This window comes from Mycetocola sp. Y791 (genome assembly GCF_059445325.1).
In genome coordinates this window covers 557,864-575,765 of record NZ_JCAIUC010000001.1, presented here as the reverse complement: position 1 = coordinate 575,765, position 17,902 = coordinate 557,864, and the positions used below count along the sequence as shown (strand labels likewise).

Below are 17,902 nucleotides of genomic sequence, written 5' to 3'. Positions count from 1 at the left end.
ATAGGCCCAGGACTAGACTGCCCGGTGTCAACGGCGTCGCGCCGTGCGCTCGGAAAAGGGGCGTTGAACGAGGTCGGCACAGGCCCCGCAAGACATATACGGAACTCACCCGCCGCTATATGACTTCGAGGACAGCCATGACCACCGTCGCCACCCGCATCGCCGAGGCCCTCGCGCCGTCCGTCTCTCACGCCTTCGGCGTGATGGGCAACGGCAACGCCCACGTCATCGACGCTCTCGGCCGCACCCCGGTCGTCTATACCGCCGTGCGGCACGAGGCCGCAGCGGTGACGGCCGCAGACGCGTTCTACCGGGCGAGCGGCAGCCTCGCCGTCGCGACCACAACCTACGGCGCCGGCTTCACCAACACGGTCACGGCCCTCGCCGAGGCGGTGCAGGCCAGCACGCCGCTGGTGCTGCTCGTCGGTGATTCACCCACAACCGGGCCACGGCCGTGGGATATCGACCAGCGTGCGCTCGCGGCATCCGTCGGTGCCCCCACATTCACAGTGAGCACAGCGGATGCCGGTTGCGTCACGGTCGCCGCCGTCGGTCACGCGCTCACCCACCGCACGGCGGTCGTGCTGGCGATCCCCTCCGACCTCGCGACAGCCGACGCCGGCGAAGAGGGAGCGCTGCCCCGCGTGGCGCACCCCGTGCCTCTGGAACCGAAGGAGGCGGACATCGCCGCTGCCGCGCGTGTGCTGTCCGGCGCCAGGCGCCCGGTCGTTCTCGCCGGCCGCGGCGCCTGGCTGGCCGGAGCCGGCGAACCGCTCAGCCGGCTCGCGGACGCGCTCGGTGCCCTCACCGCGACCACAGCGCTCGGGCGCTCACTGTTCGCCCGCCCGGAGTTCGATCTCGGCACCGTCGGCGGGTTCGGGCAGGACGAGGCAATGCGGCTGATCGGTGAGGCCGACGTCGTCCTCGTTGCTGGCGCGGGTCTCAACCACTTCACCACGAAGTTCGAGACACTGTTCGGCCCGGCCACCGCTGTGATCCGGATCGATGATCGCGAACCGGCCGCACACCCCGCTGTCACACTGGCGGTTCCCGGCGACGTCGCCCTCACCGCGAACGCCCTCCTTGCCGCCGTCCCGCCCGCACCGCGACACTCAGTGGGCTGGCGTAACCGGTTGGCAGCGGATGCCGCGAGGTTCCGCGTTCGCGAATCGGGCGTCGGCACGCTGGAGGACGGCAGGCTCGACCCCCGCAGCGTCGCCATCCGGCTGGCCGGCACTCTGCCCGAGGACCGGGTGACGGTGACCGACGGCGGACACTTCCTCGGCTGGTCCAACACCTACTGGGGTGTCGCGTCGCCGAACCGATCGCTCATGGTGGGAACCGCGTTTCAGACGATCGGCCTTGGGTTCGGCAGTGCCGTCGGCGCGGCAGCTGCCCTCCCGGATGCGACCCTCGTGGTCTCCACCGGCGACGGCGGTGGACTGATGGCTCTCGCCGACCTCGATTCGGTCATCCGCACGGCCAGGCGGGGGATCATCGTCGTCTGGAACGACGCGGCGTACGGCGCCGAGATTCACTCGTATGGGAGGCAGGGCCTCGGCACAGCACCGATGCTCATCGACGAGGTCGACTTCGCCGGCATCGCGCGGTCTCTCGGCGGCAGGGGTGACGTCATCCGTTCGCTCGACGATCTGGTGGACTTCGAGTCGTGGGTCGCGTCGGGAAGCGACGGCGTTTATCTCCTGGACTGCCGAGTCTCCCCCGCGGTCGTTGCGCCGTTCTACCGCGAGATCGTCGAGCACACGGCTGCGTCAGCTGGGGTTCTGACCTAGGGTCGCCTCGCGACACTCTGCGGAGTAGCGTGAGGGCGTGTCCGTTACCGCCACCGACGCACGGGACGCTCACGCCATGGGCGTCGAGCGGCTTCTGCAGAGCTATCGGGCGCTCCCGCCCACGGCAACCGTACGGCTCGCCAAACCCACGTCCAACCTCTTCCGGACGCGCGACAGGACAGGCAGCACTGGGCTCGACACGTCGGGACTGACCGGCGTCATCGCCGTCGATCCCCTCGTGCGAACCGCCGATGTGGCCGGCATGTGCACCTATGAGGATCTCCTCAAGGCGACACTGCCCTTCGGCCTCGCACCCCTCGTGGTGCCACAGCTCAAAACCATCACCCTCGGTGGCGCCGTCACCGGTCTCGGGATCGAGTCGACGTCATTCCGCAACGGCCTCCCGCACGAGTCCGTGCTCGAGCTGGACATCCTCACCGGTTCCGGCGAACTGCTCACCGCGTCTCCGGCCGAGAACGCGGATCTGTACCGCGCGTTCCCGAACTCGTACGGCACCCTCGGCTATGCGGTACGCCTCCGCATCGAACTCGAGAGCGTGCAGCCCTTCATCGCGCTCCGGCATGTGCGGTTCGACTCCATCGCTGACCTGGTGGCAACGATGCGGCGAATCACCGAAACCCGAGAGTTCGACGGCGCCACCGTCGACTACCTTGACGGCGTCGTCTTCAGCGCGAACGAAAGCTACCTGTGTCTGGGCGCACAGACCGCGGCCCCCGGCCCGGTGAGCGACTACACCGGGCAGCGCATCTACTATCGTTCGATCCAGCACGCCAGCGGCGTCACCCACGATCGGCTCACCACCTCCGACTACCTGTGGCGGTGGGATGCCGACTGGTTCTGGTGCTCCGCCGCGTTCGGCGTCCAGCATCCGTTCGTCAGGCGTCTCTGGCCCCGGCGCTACCGCCGCAGCAGCAGCTACGGCGCGCTGATGAAACTCGAGCGACGGTTCGACATCGGAAATCGCCTCGAAAGCCTCAAGGGGCGCCCACCGCTCGAACGTGTTGTGCAGGACGTGGAAGTACCGATTGACCGATCCGCTGACTTCCTGGAGTGGTTCCTCAGGGCGGTGCCCATCTCCCCGGTCTGGCTGTGCCCGTTGACCCTGCGCGACGATACGGGCTGGCCGCTCTATCCGATCAGGCCAGGTGAGTCGTACGTCAACGTCGGTTTCTGGTCCGCGGTCCCGGTCGGTTCGAGCGAGGGGGAAACGAACCGCCTCATCGAACGGACGGTCGACCAGTTCGACGGACACAAGTCGCTGTACTCGGACTCGTACTACTCCCGACAGGAGTTCGACGACCTCTACGGTGGCGAGACCTATCGCGAGGCGAAAAGGCGCTACGACCCGGACTCACGACTCCTCGACCTCTATCAGAAGGCGGTGCAACGACGATGACGACGGTACACGAAGGTACGCCGGAAACGACCCAGAAGAACGACAGGCTGACGCTCGCTGAAATTCTGGAGATTTTCGCGGGCGGACGGCTTCCGCTTCGGTTCACCGCGTACGACGGGAGTTCGGCCGGGCCGCCGGATGCCGCGCTCGGGCTGGAATTGAAAACGCCGCGCGGCACCACCTATCTGGCCACGGGACGAGGAGACCTCGGCCTCGCCAGGGCCTACATCGGCGGCGATCTCGATGTTCACGGGGTCCATCCCGGGGATCCGTACGAACTGCTCAAGGCCCTCGCCGACGCGCTGGTCTTCAAACTGCCGGCGCCGCGGGTGATGGCGCAGGTGGTGCGGTCCATCGGCGTCGAACACCTGCGGCCCGTCGCTCCGCCGCCGGAGGAGATTCCGGCGAGGTGGCGCCGCGTCGCCGGGGGAATCCGGCACAGCAAGGGCCGCGACGCCGAGGCGATCCACCACCACTACGACGTCTCGAACACCTTCTACGAGTGGGTGCTCGGGCCCTCCATGACGTACACCTGCGCGTGCTACCCGCGTCCCGATGCGACTCTCGACGAGGCACAGGAGAACAAGTACCGGCTGGTGTTCGAAAAACTGCGTCTGAAGCCCGGTGACAGGTTGCTCGACGTGGGCTGCGGGTGGGGCGGAATGGTCCGTTATGCCGCCCGCCGCGGTGTCAGGGCAACCGGGGTGACGCTGTCTGCGGAGCAGACCTCGTGGGCCCAACGGGCGATCGCAGAAGAAGGCCTTGGCGACCTCGCTGAGGTCCGTTACGGCGATTACCGCGATGTCACAGAGACGGGCTTCGATGCGGTCTCGTCGATCGGACTGCTGGAACATATCGGCGTGCGCAACTACGCCGCCTACTTCAGCTTCCTGCAGTCGAGGCTGCGTCCTGGCGGCCTGTTGCTCAACCACTGCATCACGAGGCCTGACAACAAATCGGAAGCGGCAGCACACGGTTTTATCGACCGGTACGTGTTTCCTGACGGAGAGCTCACCGGCTCAGGTCGGATCATCGTCGAGGCACAGGATGCCGGCCTGGAGGTCCTGCACGAGGAGAACCTCCGCCCGCACTACGCGATGACACTGCGGGACTGGTGCGCGAACCTGGTCGACAACTGGGACGCGGCGGTCGCAGAGGTGGGGCTTCCGACCGCAAAGGTATGGGGGCTGTATATGGCCGGCTCCCGTCTCGCCTTCGAAAGCGGCGGGATCCAGTTGCATCAGGTGCTCGCGGTCAGGCCGAACGACCGTTCGTCGTCGGACACGCTGCCCCTCCGTCCGTGGTGGACGCCCTAACCGGCATCGCTCGAGGCGAGTTCCGCTCCGAGGTGGCCCATCTCGATGAGCGCAGCGTCGCTCGACTCGCGACCGACCCCGGCGATGAGGTCGGTGAACACCCGCACATGCCGCCCGTGCTCGATGGCGTCGAGTACCGACGCACGCACGCAATAGTCCGTGGCGATCCCCACGACATCGACCTCGGTGACCCCGTGCTCGTCGAGGACGGCTGAGATGCCCGCGCCGTCGGACGCTCCGCCCTCCACCTCGCCGTCATAGATCGAGTACGCCGGTTCGCCCTGGCCTTTTTTCACGTGCATCGTCACGTGGGACAGGTCAAGCGCCGGGTGATAGTCGGCACCCGCGGTACCGGCGACGCAGTGTGCCGGCCACGTGGTCACGTAGTCCGGGTCGGTTCCACTGGCCGCGAAGTGTCCGCCATTGTCAGAATCAGGGTCGTGCCAGTCACGACTCGCGATGACGAGCGCGTAATCGTCCGCCGCCCGCTCGAGGTAGCGGGAGGTGTCGGCCGCGACAGCCGCTCCCCCGTCGACCCCGAGCGCACCGCCCTCGGTGAAGTCGTTCTGCACATCGATGATGAATAGTGCTTTGGTCATCGCTCCTCCGCTTCGGTGTTCGTCTGGCCTACGTGGGTGTTCGACCGGTTTACGCCAGCGTACTCAGATCGGGGGCCGCTCACCCCACCACGATGGCTCTGCCCGCCACTTCAGGCGGAGAATCGTGGGGCCAACCCCGCACAGCGCCTCGACCCCCGGAATTTCCTCCCGAAACGACGTGGCGGCATCCGCCCTACGTGGACGACGTAACAGCCCGTCCAACATGTTGGACAGGCTCGCGCGCCGCCGCCACCAACCCCACCCGGACTGCTCTGCCGCCACTTCAGGCGGAGAATCGTGGGGCCGACCCCGCACAGTGCCTCGACCCCCGGAATTTCCTCCCGAACCACGCGACCGCATCCGCCCCACGTAAACGACGTAACAGCGCCCGTCCAACGGTTTGGACAGGCTCGCGCGCCGCCGCCACCGACCCCGTCCGGACGGCTCTGCCGCCACTTCAGGCGGAGAAATGTGGGGCCCGACCCCGCACAGCACCTCGACCCCCGGAATTTCCTCCCGAAACGACGCGACGGCAGTCGCCCTACGTGTTGGAGAGGTTCGCGCCGCACTTGTAGAAACCGGTGGTGAGAGTGTCGATCGCCGTCCTGGCGCCGGCACCGACCTTGCCCGTCGCGTAAATGGCGAAGATGAGCGTCGAGCCGTCGGCGGCGTCGATCATTCCCGTCAGGGTATACGCGCTCGAGATCGACCCGGACTTCGCCCGGACGTGTCCGCGAGCCACCGCGTTGGCGCCGAAGAACCGGTTCGAGTAGTCGAGGGTGCCTGACTCCCCTGCAACGGGGAGACCGTCACGGATGATGGCCAGGTTGCCCTCCCCCGCGTGGATCTTCAGGAACAGTTTGGTGAAGTACTCGGGCGGCACAGCGTTATTGCGGCTCATTCCCGAGGCGTCGGCGGTGCGAAGTGCGGAGGTATCGATGCCGTACTTCGCCAGGCCCTGCGGAATCGCCGCCGCCATCGCGTCGATACTGCTGCCAAGCCCCAGGGCGATCGCCAGGTGCCTCCCGATCATCTCCGCGAGGGAGTTGTCCGAGGGGATCAGCGCCTGCGGGATCAGTACGGAGAGCGGCTGGGAGGAGACGGACGCCAGTTCAACGGCACCGGCGGGCGCCGTGCCCAGTTCGGTGGGCACATTGTCAAAATACGAGGCGAACGCGCTGCCGGCCCGGCCGATCGGGTCCTCGCCGCGCGGTGAGAGAAAGACCTGCGGGTCGGCCCTGTCCGCGTCGACCTGGAGTGCAGTGATGTGCGACAGCCAGCCGGCCCCGCGCTCGGTGGCAGGCCAGGTGTCTCCCCAGGTCTTCCCGGTGAAGTAGCCGGAGTCGAGCACAATCTTTTCAACCGGGGTGCCAGGGTTCGCGGCCTCATAGGCTGCTTTGGCCTTCGACGCGAGCTCGTCGAGGTGCGCGGCTCCGGTGTAGACCGGCTCCTGGCCCGTTGGCAGCCGGGTCAGGGTGAGGTCACCGCCGCCGACGAGCACGATCGTGCCCGGCTCAGTTCCGGCGACCACCCGCGTTGACGCGCGGAAGTCCGGGCCCAGCACGCTGAGAGCCGCCGCGGCCGTGAGCACCTTCATCGAACTCGCGGTCTGCGATGCCGTGGACGGGTCGCGCTCGAACAGGAGTTCACCGGTCGCCGCGTTGAGGACCTGGGCCTGAAGCGTGCCGAAACGGGTGTCTCCGAGGAGGCCAGCTACCGAACAGCTGCGAAGAGCGGATGCCGGCAGCTCGGTCGCGGGGAGCGGGCGCGGCGGTGGGGTGGTTGCTGTCGGGCTCGGACTCGCCGATTCGTCGACGATGGCGAACGGCGCCGACGTCCCGGGGGTCGCGACCGCGGCCCCGAGGGCGACAGCGCCCGAGCCCACAACGGCGAAGGCAGCGACCGACGCGGCGATCATCCACACCCTCGGCTGCCGGGCGAACAGCGCCCCGATCCCGCCTGCCCGGTGGGTGAGCGGCTGGGGCGACTCCGCTGCCGCCGTGCCGGTCGCCACGGGTGTCTGGTCGTCGGGTCCGGTGATCAGGCCTGCCCCGACGGAGGAGGCTGCGGCCACCGGCGGGATCGCCACGACCGTTGCCGTTTCAGCCGTCAACGGTGGTTCGTCCATTAGCGCGTCTTCGGGGCGCTTCGCGTCGTCCTCTGACCGGGTGCCGAGCAATTCGTCATCGATCGGTTCGGAATCGCTGAGCAACCAGCCGGCCTCGTCGTCGTCCCCGCTGAGCGTCCAGTCCCGATCGCCGGGGTCAGCGTCGCCCGGGTTCACCTCGTCCGGGTCCACGTCGCCCGGGTTCGCCTCGTCCGGGTCCACGTCGCCCGGGTTCACGTCGTCCCCGCCCACCGAAGGCATCCCGGGCGCGGCTGGCGCGGCCTGGCCGTCGTCGTCGCCTGAGCCCGGGTTGTCGCTCGGTGGTTTTTCACGCACCCGGGCATTTTAGCTGCCTCCGACGTTTGCGCGCAGGACGGCATCCGTTTGGTTATTGCAGTTGGTTACTCGCCGGGGTAGGCCAAGCCGATCTGGCGGCGAATCTCGTCGAGGGTTCCCATGATGGCGACCGTCTCGTCGAGCGGAATGAGAGGACTCTCCAACTCCCCCGCGGCGACGACGCGCTCCAGCTCTGCGGCCTGGAAGTGCATGCCGCGACCGGTCACCGTCGACTGATAGGTCTCGGTCACGGTGCTGGCGGCGTCATAGATGGTGAACGACGTGGGGGTGTACCAGACCGCGTCGATGTCGATGCGCCCTTCGGTACCGATGATGCTCGCCACGTTCGGGCCCTTGGTGTCGCTCGCCGACAGCGTGGTCGCGATGCGCTGCTTGTCGCCGTAGCCGAACAGCGTTGCGACGCTGGCGTCGGCGCCCGTGGCTTTGAACGTTGCGGATGCCTGCACCGTATCCGGCGTTCCGAACAGATCGTTCGCGAATGAGATCGGGTAGATTCCGAGGTCGAGCAGGGCGCCGCCACCGAGCGCCAGGTCGTTGATCCGGTGCTCCGGGTCGTCGGGGAGATCCTGCGTGTGGTCGGCGATGATCGAGTGCACCTCGCCGATGACACCGGACTCGATGACCTCGCGGATGCGAATCATGTGCGGCAGGAATCGGGTCCACATGGCCTCGATCACGACGAGACCGCGCTCCCGTGCACGATCGGCGACCGCTTCGGCCTCGGGCTTGTTGAGCGTGAAGGGCTTCTCGACGAGCACGTGCTTGCCGGCGTCGAGGGCAAGAAGGGCCTGCTCCGCGTGGAACGGGTGAGGAGTAGCGATGTAGATGACATCGACCTCGGGGTCGGCGACGAGGTCCTCATAGCTTCCGTGCACGTTCGGGATGTCGAACTGCTCGGCGAACTCCCGCGCGGTGTCGAGACGTCGAGAACCGACGGCCTGGAGCGTGAAGTTGTGGAGAGCGAGGTCTGATGCGAATGCCTTGGCGATGCCGCCCGGTCCGAGAATGCCCCAGCGGAGCCCAGTTGTAGTCACGGCTCTACCCTACTGGCGGCAATCCGACCCGGGGAGATAATTCGGGCTCCCCGAGCGCTCTGCCACGGCGGGCGGATGCTGGCACTGCGGTAGCAGCACGGCGATCGGATGCTGGCGCTCCGGTTTCGAGGCGGCGCTCACGCGCAGACTGCGTCGCGGCCGGTCCCCCGCATAGGGGACTGGGTTTACCGGTAGGGCTGTTCTAGGCTGACTCCGGGCAAGGGAGATTTGCCCGATCGGCCAAGAAAAAGGCCCCTCCCACCGCCGGATGGCGACTGGAGGGGCTCCCGATTGGGGGCACAGTCGGGAGCGCGCCAACCCCGAAGGGTTTGCGAGCTTGGTTCGACGGTAGCAGGGGGATGCTCCGGGTCGATAGACCACCCTTTGGGGGTCATGCGACGAGCGGGACCGCTGTCCCGCGCCGACCGGCCCACCCACCCGGGCCCGTCGGCATCCACAGTGAACGAAAACAGGGACCGAAGCCGAAGCCACGATCCCTGTTTCTGTGTGGAGCCGCCTGTGGGAATCGAACCCACGACCTTTTCATTACGAGTGAAACGCTCTGCCGACTGAGCTAAGGCGGCGTGTTCCGCTTCCGCGAACGGATGCGACGCACACAGCTATCGATCTTACAGCCTCTTCGAGGCAGTCACGACCACGTCAGGAGCACTTGGGGTCCTCCGTCGGCACCTCACCGGAGATCAGGTAGTCGTCGACGACCGAGTTCACGCACTCGCTGCCCTTGTTGTACCCGGTGTGCCCCTCGCCCTCGTAGGTCACGAGAACGCCGCTCTCCAGCTGCTCGGCGAGTGCTTCAGCCCAGACGTACGGTGTTGCGGGGTCGTTGGTCGTACCGACGACGAGAATCGGGGGCGCACCCTCAGCGGTGATCTTCTTGCGCTCTGCGCCGTCGGGGTATGGCCAGTTTACGCAGCTGATGTCTCCGTAACCGAAGAACGGCCCGATGGTCGGTGCGGCCTCAGCGAGTGCTGCGGCTTCCTCCGCCATCTTTGCGGGGTCGTCGTCGTAGGTGTAATCCCGGCAGTTGTACGCGCTGAATGCCTCAGTGGAGTTGTCGCGATAGGTGCCGTCTTCGTTTCTGCCGTTGTAGGCATCCGCGAAGGAGAACGCGTATTCGGCGCTGCCGCTCATGACGTCCGCGAACATCTCGCTGAGCAGCGGCCAGCCGGACCCGGGCGAGTACAGGGGGTAGATGATGGCGGTGAGCAGGCTGTTCGCGCCGAGCATGCGACCGTCGGTGTTTTTGATCGGGGACGCGTCGACCGAGGTGAGCAGGGCACCGATGGTGGCCATCGCCTCGTCAACGGTTCCGTTGAACGGGCATTCCGAGGTGCCGAGGCAGTCCTCGAGATAGGCGCGAAGCGCGCTCTCGAAGCCCATGGCCTGGGTGAGGTTGACCTCGAAGATGCTGCTCGAGGGGTCGACGGCGCCATCGAGCACGAGCCGACCGGCTTTCTTCGGGTACAGCTCGGCGTAGGTGGCGCCGAGGAACGTTCCGTAGGAGTAGCCGAGGTAATAGAGCTTCTCGTCTCCGAGCACGGCGCGCATCAGGTCGAGGTCACGCGCGGCGCTGACCGTGTCGGTGAATTCGAGGGACTCCCCCGTGTTCGCGGCGCAGGCGTCGCCATACTCCTTGGAACTCGCTTCAAGCTCGTCGATCCAGGCCTCGCTGCCACGCTCGGAGTTTGCGAGCCCGTAGAGGTACTCGTCCATCTCCTCGGCGTCGAGGCAGCTGACGGGCGTGGATCGCCCGACACCGCGGGGGTCGAACCCGACGATGTCGAATCGTTCCTGGAGCCTGCTGTCCGTGGCGTAATCCACCGAGTCGCGCACGAATTCGTACCCGGAGGCTCCCGGCCCGCCGGGGTTGACGAAGAGCGAACCGATGGCGTTCCCGGATGCCTGCTGCCGGATCAGAGCGAGTTCGATCTCGCCGTCTTCCGGGTTCTCCCAGTCCATCGGCGCAGCGACGGTTGCGCACTCGAACGCACGCTCGCAGTTCGACCAGACCACGTTTTGTCCGTAGAACTCGCGCAGGTTCTCCGCCACGTCTTCCGTGTTCGGCGTCGATGTTGAAACGCTGCCCGGCTGGGTGTCGGGGAAGAATGCGGTCACGCATCCGCTCATCGTCATCACAAGCGCGACAGTCAGGGCCACAATGCCCGTGACCTTCCTGCCGGTGTGTGCCTGACGCAGCCCGCCGCGTCGCTGTGGATCTGTCACTCGAGTCATCTCCGCCTGGTCGGTGCCGTTGTTGTGGTCGGTGTCGCCGGTGTCGCTGTTGTGTTCGGTGTCGCTCTCGTGCTCGGTGCCGCTGTTGTGTTCGGTGTCGTTGTTGTGGTCATCGGATCGCCGTCACCAGCATGGCCTCGAGGGCGAGGGCCGGTGCAACGTTGCCCTCGATGCGGCGCCGCGTCTGCTGGATGGCATCCATCGTCGCCATCGTCTCGGCCGGCGTCCTGGCCTCGCCGGCCTCCTCCAGCTGGTCGAGGAGTTCGCGGTTGATGACGGTCTCGCTGCGGCCGAGCTGCAGCATGATGATGTCGCGGTAGAGCGACAGCAGGTCGACGAGGATCCTGTCGATCCCGTCGCGGAGGCTGCGTGTCGCACGGCGCTTCTGGTCGTCTTCGAGCGAACGGATCTGCGATCGAAGCGCGGGCGGCAAGTTTTGGCCCGGTTCGACACCGAGCGAGCGCAGCGCGTGCTCCCGCTCCTCGGCAGCCTTTTGCTCGGTGAACGCCTTCGCGTCGTCTCCGGCGATCTCCATCATGCGGGCAGCGGCGCGCACGGCATCAGACACACTGCGGATGCCGAGGGCGGCCGTAAGTGTTTCGTCGCGCCTCTCGCGGGCGCCGGCATCCGTCGCCAACCGGTGCGCCATGCCCACATGGCTCTGAGCCAGCCGGGCGGCGCGCTCGGCGGTCTCGGCATCGACCCCGTCGCGGCGGGTGATCAGTGCGGCGACCTCGTCAACCGACGGCACCCGCAGGCGGACCGCACGAACCCGTGACCTGATTGTGGGGATGAGGTCGGCCTCGCTGGGCGCGCACAGCACCCAGACCGTGCGCTCCGGTGGCTCTTCGAGTGCCTTGAGCAGCACGTTCGAGGTCCGCTCGGCCATACGGTCGGCATCTTCGATCACCATGACGCGGTACCGGCCGATGGCCGGCGAGAACTGCGAACTGCGTACGAGTTCGCGGACCTCGTCGATCTTGATGATGACGTTCGACGTGGAGAGGACTGTGAGGTCGGGATGCGTCCGGGCGTCGACCTGCCTCGAGGTGACCGGGTCGCCGTCGGGCTCGGAACTGAGCAGTGCCGAGGCGAACGCGTATGCGAGGTTTGAGCGCCCTGACCCCGGCGGACCGGTGATCAGCCACGCGTGGGTCATCGACCCGTGAGAGTCGCCTCCGCGGTCGGATGCGGCGTCGCGCAGGAGCGATACAGCGTCGCCCTGCCCAATGACGTCATCCCAGGTGGCCATGGTCCCAGCCTACCCGTGGCAACTGACAGCCCTTCCCACGGACGGAGCGAGGTGGCGCGTGGCAGCTAGAGGAGCGTCGACACCCGTGACCGGATGCTCTCGGCGAGCGATGCGACGGATGCCGTGGCATCCAGCACCAAAAATCGCTCAGGTTCCGCCGCAGCCAGCTCGAGGTAGACCTCGCGCACGCGACGATGGAACGCCGACTTCTCTGCTTCGAGCCGGTCGTACCGGGTACGGGACGCGTCGAGCCGAAGCCGTGCGGTGTCTTCGTTTAGGTCGAGCAGAACGGTGAGATCGGGCAGCAGTCCCCCGGTCGCCCACATCGACAGTTGCCGGACCTCGTCGATGCCGAGCTCGCGCCCAGCGCCCTGATAGGCGAGAGAGGAGTCGATGTAGCGGTCCTGGAGGACCACCTCACCGCGCTCGAGAGCCGGCCGCACCTTCGTCGCTATGTGGTGTGCACGGTCTGCCGCGTAGAGCAGCGCCTCTGCCCGTGGGGTGATGTCGCCGCGGTGGTGCAGCACGATCTCCCGCACCTCGACACCGAAGTCGGTGCCGCCAGGTTCACGGGTGCGCACAACGACGCGCCCCTGTTCCTGCAACCACGACTCGAGCTCGGCGGCCTGCGTCGACTTGCCCGAGCCGTCACCACCCTCGAGGGTGATGAACAGCCCGGGGTATCCGTCTGATGCCGCCATTACTCAGCGGTTGCCGAAGCAGCGCCGGCGGTCTTCTTCACGGCAGGCTTCCTGGCAGCCGCTGTCTTTGTCGACACTCCGGTCTTCGACGCGGCCGCTGCCTTCGCCGCTGCCGCGGCTGTCGGCTTCTTCACTGTCGTCGTCGCCTTCTTGGCAGCCGGCTTCTTCGCAGCGGGCTTCTTCGCTGCGGGCTTCTTCGCAGCGGCCTTCTTGCGCGGAGCCGCAGGACCCTTGGCGCGCTTGTCTGCGAGCAACTGGACCGCGCGGTCGAAGTCGACCTCCTCGACCGACTCGGCCTTCGGAATCGTCGCGTTCGTGACGCCGTCGGTGACGTACGGGCCGAATCGGCCGTCCTTCACCTTGATCGGCTTGCCGCTGACCGGGTCAGCCTCGAATTCCTTGAGCGCGCTCGACGCACGGCGGTTGCCGTACTTCGGCTGCGCGAAGATCTCGAGCGCCGCAGGAAGTTCGATCTCGAAGATCTGGTCTTCGTTCTCGAGCGACCGGGAGTCGGTGCCCTTCTTCAGGTACGGACCGAACCGCCCGTTCTGCGCGGTGATCTCCTCACCGGATTCCGGGTCGACTCCGACGACGCGCGGCAGGTCGAGCAGCTTGAGCGCCGTGTCGAGGTCGATCGAATCCAGCGACATCGACTTGAAGAGGGATGCCGTCCGCGGTTTGACCGCTGCGGCTTTCTTCTTCGCCGGCGCCTTCTTCTTCGGAGCATCGGTCACTTCACCGGTGGTGAGGTCGACCTTCTCCTCGGCCACCTCGGGCTCTGGCTCGACCTCGGTCACGTACGGCCCGAACCGGCCGTCCTTGGCGAGGATTTCCTTGCCGTTCTCCGGGTTCACTCCGATGACGCGATCGGTGAGCACCGGGGCGTCGATGAGTTCCTGGGCCTTGGCGAGTGTGAGCTCGTCAGGGGCCAGGTCTTCGGGGATGTTGATACGTCGAGGAACAGCCGGCGACCCGTCCTCCTGCGCCGGCGCCGAGGCATCCGTCACTTCAAGGTAAGGGCCGTACTTGCCGATCCGGATCGTCACGGTGTCGCTGAGCCGAAGCGAGTTGATCTCGCGCGCGTCGATCTCACCGAGGTTGTCGACCACCTTGCGAAGGCCTCGGTGGTCACCGCCACCGTAATAGAAGGACTTGAGCCACTCGGTGCGGTCCTGCTCTCCACCGGCGATGCGGTCGAGGTCTTCTTCCATCTCGGCCGTGAAGTCGTACTGGACGAGGTCGGTGAAGTGCTCCTCGAGCAGACGGATCACGCTGAACGCGATCCACGACGGGATGAGCGCCTGGCCGCGCGCGGTCACGTACCCGCGGTCGGTGATCGTCGCGATGGTCTGCGCGTACGTCGACGGGCGACCGATACCCAGCTCTTCGAGCGTCTTGACGAGGCTTGCCTCCGTGTAGCGCGGGGGCGGCGAGGTCTCGTGCCCCTTGGCCTCGACGTCGGTGAGGATCAGCTTCTGGCCTTGGGTCAACGGTGGGAGCTTCGCTTCACGGGCAGCGTTGTCGCTCGCGTTGCGTTCCTCGTCCTGGCCTTCTTCGTAGGCGTGGAGGAACCCGCGGAAGGTGATGACGGTTCCGGATGCTGTCAGTTCGGCGGTCTTGCCGTCTGCCTGCGCCTCGATGGTCACCGTGGCGGTCTGGCCCTTGGCGTCGGCCATCTGGCTGGCGACGGTGCGCTTCCAGATCAGCTCGTAGAGCTTGAAGTCCTGGCCGCGGAGGCTCGAGGACAGCGATGCCGGCGTACGGAAGGTGTCACCGGACGGCCGGATGGCCTCGTGCGCCTCCTGCGCGCTCTTGTTCTTGCCCGCGTAGATGCGTGGCTTGTCAGGGATCGTGTCGGCGCCGTAGAGGGCTGTGGCCTGATCGCGGGCCGCCTTGATCGCCTGGCTCGAGAGCGACGGCGAGTCGGTTCGCATGTAGGTGATGTACCCGTTCTCGTACAGAGACTGGGCGACACTCATGGTCTGGCGTGCGGAGAAGCGCAGCTTGCGCGCGGCTTCCTGCTGCAGGGTCGACGTGGTGAACGGTGCGGCTGGACGACGCGAGTACGGCTTCGACTCGACCTTGGAGACGACAGCGGATGCCGCGGGGCTGGCCAGTGCTGCGGCGACGGCCTGCGCGGCCTGCTCGTCGAGCGGTACAGCCTTGCTCGTCAGCTTTCCAGTGTCATCGAAATCGCGACCGGTGGCAACACGCTGCCCGTCGAGGCGGACGAGTCGCGCTTCGAAGTGGGTGGCGTCGGCGTCGGGAGCGGCCTGGGCCGTGAGGTCCCAGTACTGGGCGGCGGTGAACGCGAGGCGCTCACGTTCGCGGTCGACGATCAGGCGGGTGGCAGCGGACTGGACACGACCAGCCGAGAGGCTCGGGCCGACCTTGCGCCACAGAACGGGTGAAATTTCATACCCATATATACGGTCGAGGATTCGTCGGGTCTCCTGCGCGTCGACGAGGGCGACGTCGAGGTCGCGGGTGTTGTCCTTCGCGGCGAGAATTGCGTCCTTGGTGATCTCGTGGAACACCATGCGCTTCACCGGAACCTTGGGCTGCAGGACCTGGAGCAGGTGCCATGCGATGGCTTCGCCCTCGCGGTCCTCATCAGTCGCGAGCAGGAGTTCGTCGGCGTTCTTCAGCGCTCGCTTGAGCTCTGCCACCGTCTTCTTCTTGTTGTCGGAGACCACGTAGTAGGGCTCGAAGTCATTGTCGACGTCGACGGCAAACTTGCCGAACGCGCCCTTCTTGAGTTCAGCCGGGAGGTTTTTCGGCTCGGCGAGATCACGAATGTGTCCCACGGAACTCAGTACCTCATAGCCCTCGCCGAGGTATCCGGCGATGGACTTCATTTTGGTCGGTGACTCAACAATGACCAGCTTTTTTGTGCCTGGCACCCGACTCCTTTCGTCGTGCACACCATACACACCCTTTGCTGGGGGACACCTAATCCCCGGCGCCGCCGGAGACGCATCGGGCGCGTCGTGAAGAAGCACCTTCGCCTCTTGAAAAGATAAAGGGAAAGAGCAGAATGGCTCTATGAGCGCATCCTCGACGGGCAATTACACCGCAAAACTCACCGATGGGCCGTTGGAGGGCAAGACCCTGGCCGCCGATTTCCTCGAGTCGGGCGACCCCCGTCCGACTGTCGAAATCGCCGCGCACGGCGGCAAGACCTATGTCTATGCACGCACGGCGGGCCAGGAGTTCGAGGCCGAGGACTCCGATCGCCCCAGTGCCGTGAACTATCGGTACCTGACGACCAACTTCGACGACGCAACGGAATCCTGAGCTCGTCCCGGGAACGGGACGAGTTTGCGAACCGGACCAACCACTGGCGCAGGTACAACTGACGCCAAGAGTCTGAACCGGCGCCACGGGTTTAACTGCGCCACGGGTCTAGCCGGTTGAGCGAGCTACGGTATCGCGGCGATCGCGTCGATCTCTACGAGCGCATCTTGCCTGGCCGGCGATACCGCGAGTACGGTGATCGCCGTTCTGCGGTCGCCCCAGACCGCTCCGGTCGCTGCATATGCCTCGTGCGGGTCGACACCGGTGGCAAGGTAGATGGTCAACTTGACCACGTTCTCAGGCCCGGTTCCGCCTTCGTTGAGCACGGCAATCAGGTTGTGCAGCGCCTGCTCGGTTTGCGCACCGAGGCCGGTCAGGAGCGCACCCGAGCTGTCGGCGCCGTTCTGTCCACCGACATACAGCATCCGCCCGGCTGGGGCGATCATGCCCTGGGCAAACGCCGGGTTCTGATGTAATTCCAGTGGGTCCACGGGGGTGACAAGAGCGGCCATCGTGGGTCTCCTTTCCTCGACCTGTGCACGGACTCTGCCGTTTCGACCGAGTATCGCCCGGGCCGAAGACGGACACCAGCCCCTTTCAGCTTCTCGTCAGCGCTGGTTCGCCCCTCAACATCCGTTCGTCCGCCCTCGTTCGCCCCTCAACATCCGACCGCTACCCGGGTGGGCCCCGCCCAGCGCCTGCACCCTCGGGTGGTTGCCCCGCCCGCGAGGCGACGCTCACGGTCAACCCGAGAACGGACCGGGTGGCTGTCACGCGGGCTTCAACCCCCTCGACGGTGCACTCGCGCAGGGCTGCACCATTGAGCCGCGCGGCCTCCGCCGCGTTCTCGCACGGGATCCCTGCGACGACACCGGACGCTGTATCGGCTGCGGCGAGCGCCGCCGCGTCTGCCGCGTTGGCCACCTGCTGCCTCACGGTCAGTGCCTGATTGAGCGGAAGAGCCAGTCCGGTCAGGAGCAACACGGATGCCGCAAGCGCGATGACAAGAATCGACCCGCTCCCTTCCTCCCTGCCGGTCCGACGACGCGTGTCCCCTTGCGAGCGTCTGCAACTTTCCTGCTCCTTCACTCAACGGCTCCCGTCACAGTCCGCCGGCGAGCGCACAACCGGATGCCCGTACCCGGATTCCGGCGAGCACCGCCGGGCCGATCCCCGCCGGTGCGCTGAGCTCGACGCAGACGAAGTCTCCCGTCGTCGACGTCGTCATCGCGGCGGCGCCCGCTACCCGTGAGACCCGGGCGCTGGCAGTATCGACCGAATCGCCGCGGGCGAGGGTGCGGGCCGCGTCGGCGGCGGCATCCGACAACCGGACCTGCTGTGACGCCACCTGGACCGCCCCAAGGCACCCCGCCAGCACGAGAATGACGGCGGGAAGCGCCACGGCGAACTCCGCCGTCACGCTTCCGGCCTGGCCGTCTGCGCGTCGGCCCGCCCTCATCCCGGTATTCACCGCAGCTACCCGTTAAAAGTGAGCGCGCGCCGCACCAGGTCGGTCAGGATAGTCCTGACCTCATCCGACCTCATGATGACAACAAGCAATCCCGCGAAACCGACGGCAGCCATGGTGGCGATCGCGTACTCCGCCGTCGCCGCACCTTCGTCATCGCCGAGTCGCGCTCGAACTGCCCGCCACCGTTCAAGAGGGCGCCGCGCCCTCGCCGGGCCTGTGCCAGAGGGTTCCTGGCCGGATGCCTGCCGCGCCGTGATCATTGTGTTCTCCTTCCGCATCGCGGGGATGCTGAGTGTGTTGGCTTC

The 17,902-nt window shown here is 66.7% G+C and carries 15 protein-coding genes and 1 tRNA gene; 4 read left to right on the top strand and 12 right to left on the bottom strand.

Annotated features, from left to right (window positions below):
- Nucleotides 1-137: 137 nt before the first annotated feature.
- From AC1C2N_RS02720 to AC1C2N_RS02710, 3 genes are read left to right on the top strand one after another with little or no spacing between them, the layout of a single operon-like run.
- Nucleotides 138-1,793: a thiamine pyrophosphate-binding protein gene (locus tag AC1C2N_RS02720; RefSeq protein ID WP_495432782.1), complete on the top strand. Its 1,656-nt coding sequence runs from the start codon at nucleotides 138-140 to the stop codon at nucleotides 1,791-1,793.
- A gap of 37 nt (nucleotides 1,794-1,830) precedes the next feature.
- Complete coding sequence (locus AC1C2N_RS02715; RefSeq protein WP_483405484.1) at nucleotides 1,831-3,210, top strand: FAD-binding oxidoreductase; 1,380 nt, start codon at nucleotides 1,831-1,833, stop codon at nucleotides 3,208-3,210.
- On the top strand, nucleotides 3,207-4,526 hold the full coding sequence (locus AC1C2N_RS02710) for a class I SAM-dependent methyltransferase (RefSeq protein WP_495432781.1): 1,320 nt from the start codon (nucleotides 3,207-3,209) through the stop codon (nucleotides 4,524-4,526). Before AC1C2N_RS02715 ends, AC1C2N_RS02710 begins: the two co-directional genes overlap by 4 nt.
- Here AC1C2N_RS02710 and AC1C2N_RS02705 read toward each other — a convergent pair.
- From AC1C2N_RS02705 to topA, 8 genes are all read right to left on the bottom strand, one after another.
- The gene (locus tag AC1C2N_RS02705; protein ID WP_483405482.1) at nucleotides 4,523-5,125 is read right to left on the bottom strand and encodes an isochorismatase family protein; all 603 of its coding nucleotides are present in this window, start codon (nucleotides 5,123-5,125) and stop codon (nucleotides 4,523-4,525) included. The two genes, AC1C2N_RS02710 and AC1C2N_RS02705, sit on opposite strands and share 4 nt — an antisense overlap.
- Nucleotides 5,126-5,666: 541 nt before the next feature.
- Nucleotides 5,667-7,568 carry a D-alanyl-D-alanine carboxypeptidase/D-alanyl-D-alanine-endopeptidase gene (locus tag AC1C2N_RS02700; protein ID WP_483405481.1) on the bottom strand — a complete coding sequence of 634 codons (1,902 nt, stop codon included), beginning with the start codon at nucleotides 7,566-7,568 and terminating at the stop codon, nucleotides 5,667-5,669.
- Between the two features lie 65 nt (nucleotides 7,569-7,633).
- Nucleotides 7,634-8,623, bottom strand: coding sequence for a Gfo/Idh/MocA family protein (locus AC1C2N_RS02695; RefSeq protein ID WP_495432779.1), 990 nt, complete (start codon nucleotides 8,621-8,623; stop codon nucleotides 7,634-7,636).
- A 508-nt stretch (nucleotides 8,624-9,131) separates the two neighbouring features.
- A tRNA-Thr gene (locus AC1C2N_RS02690) sits at nucleotides 9,132-9,207 on the bottom strand.
- A 76-nt stretch (nucleotides 9,208-9,283) separates the two neighbouring features.
- Nucleotides 9,284-10,876: an alpha/beta hydrolase gene (locus tag AC1C2N_RS02685; protein ID WP_495432778.1), complete on the bottom strand. Its 1,593-nt coding sequence runs from the start codon at nucleotides 10,874-10,876 to the stop codon at nucleotides 9,284-9,286.
- Between the two features lie 109 nt (nucleotides 10,877-10,985).
- Nucleotides 10,986-12,128 (bottom strand): DNA polymerase III subunit delta', encoded by a 1,143-nt coding sequence (locus AC1C2N_RS02680; RefSeq protein WP_495432777.1) that lies wholly within the window; start codon nucleotides 12,126-12,128, stop codon nucleotides 10,986-10,988.
- A gap of 65 nt (nucleotides 12,129-12,193) precedes the next feature.
- Complete coding sequence (gene tmk, locus AC1C2N_RS02675; RefSeq protein ID WP_495432776.1) at nucleotides 12,194-12,829, bottom strand: dTMP kinase; 636 nt, start codon at nucleotides 12,827-12,829, stop codon at nucleotides 12,194-12,196.
- Nucleotides 12,829-15,732 carry a type I DNA topoisomerase gene (topA, locus tag AC1C2N_RS02670; protein ID WP_495432775.1) on the bottom strand — a complete coding sequence of 968 codons (2,904 nt, stop codon included), beginning with the start codon at nucleotides 15,730-15,732 and terminating at the stop codon, nucleotides 12,829-12,831. Before topA ends, tmk begins: the two co-directional genes overlap by 1 nt.
- A gap of 142 nt (nucleotides 15,733-15,874) precedes the next feature.
- On the opposite strand from topA, the gene AC1C2N_RS02665 reads away from it, so the two are divergent.
- Nucleotides 15,875-16,126, top strand: a complete 252-nt coding sequence (locus AC1C2N_RS02665) for a hypothetical protein (RefSeq protein ID WP_483405475.1) — start codon at nucleotides 15,875-15,877, stop codon at nucleotides 16,124-16,126.
- A 125-nt stretch (nucleotides 16,127-16,251) separates the two neighbouring features.
- On the opposite strand, the gene AC1C2N_RS02660 is transcribed toward AC1C2N_RS02665, so the two are convergent.
- The 4 genes from AC1C2N_RS02660 to AC1C2N_RS02645 form a co-directional block, all read right to left on the bottom strand.
- Nucleotides 16,252-16,638, bottom strand: a complete 387-nt coding sequence (locus tag AC1C2N_RS02660) for a RidA family protein (RefSeq protein WP_483405474.1) — start codon at nucleotides 16,636-16,638, stop codon at nucleotides 16,252-16,254.
- 160 nt (nucleotides 16,639-16,798) lie between these two features.
- Nucleotides 16,799-17,215, bottom strand: coding sequence for an Rv3654c family TadE-like protein (locus tag AC1C2N_RS02655; RefSeq protein WP_495432773.1), 417 nt, complete (start codon nucleotides 17,213-17,215; stop codon nucleotides 16,799-16,801).
- 13 nt (nucleotides 17,216-17,228) lie between these two features.
- A complete protein-coding gene (locus AC1C2N_RS02650) occupies nucleotides 17,229-17,585 on the bottom strand; it encodes a TadE family type IV pilus minor pilin (RefSeq protein ID WP_495432772.1) in 357 nt (118 codons plus the stop codon).
- Between the two features lie 17 nt (nucleotides 17,586-17,602).
- Nucleotides 17,603-17,857 carry a DUF4244 domain-containing protein gene (locus AC1C2N_RS02645; protein ID WP_483405471.1) on the bottom strand — a complete coding sequence of 85 codons (255 nt, stop codon included), beginning with the start codon at nucleotides 17,855-17,857 and terminating at the stop codon, nucleotides 17,603-17,605.
- Nucleotides 17,858-17,902 lie beyond the last annotated feature (45 nt).

What these genes read in the sequence shown, in the direction of transcription:
- AC1C2N_RS02685 (WP_495432778.1), bottom strand. Translation starts at nt 10,876, where the DNA reads ATGACTCGAGTGACAGATCCACAGCGACGCGGCGGGCTGCGTCAGGCA.
- AC1C2N_RS02665 (WP_483405475.1), top strand. Translation starts at nt 15,875, where the DNA reads ATGAGCGCATCCTCGACGGGCAATTACACCGCAAAACTCACCGATGGG.
- AC1C2N_RS02720 (WP_495432782.1), top strand. Translation starts at nt 138, where the DNA reads ATGACCACCGTCGCCACCCGCATCGCCGAGGCCCTCGCGCCGTCCGTC.
- AC1C2N_RS02650 (WP_495432772.1), bottom strand. Translation starts at nt 17,585, where the DNA reads ATGAGGGCGGGCCGACGCGCAGACGGCCAGGCCGGAAGCGTGACGGCG.
- AC1C2N_RS02705 (WP_483405482.1), bottom strand. Translation starts at nt 5,125, where the DNA reads ATGACCAAAGCACTATTCATCATCGATGTGCAGAACGACTTCACCGAG.
- AC1C2N_RS02710 (WP_495432781.1), top strand. Translation starts at nt 3,207, where the DNA reads ATGACGACGGTACACGAAGGTACGCCGGAAACGACCCAGAAGAACGAC.
- AC1C2N_RS02660 (WP_483405474.1), bottom strand. Translation starts at nt 16,638, where the DNA reads ATGGCCGCTCTTGTCACCCCCGTGGACCCACTGGAATTACATCAGAAC.
- AC1C2N_RS02645 (WP_483405471.1), bottom strand. Translation starts at nt 17,857, where the DNA reads ATGATCACGGCGCGGCAGGCATCCGGCCAGGAACCCTCTGGCACAGGC.
- AC1C2N_RS02680 (WP_495432777.1), bottom strand. Translation starts at nt 12,128, where the DNA reads ATGGCCACCTGGGATGACGTCATTGGGCAGGGCGACGCTGTATCGCTC.
- tmk (WP_495432776.1), bottom strand. Translation starts at nt 12,829, where the DNA reads ATGGCGGCATCAGACGGATACCCCGGGCTGTTCATCACCCTCGAGGGT.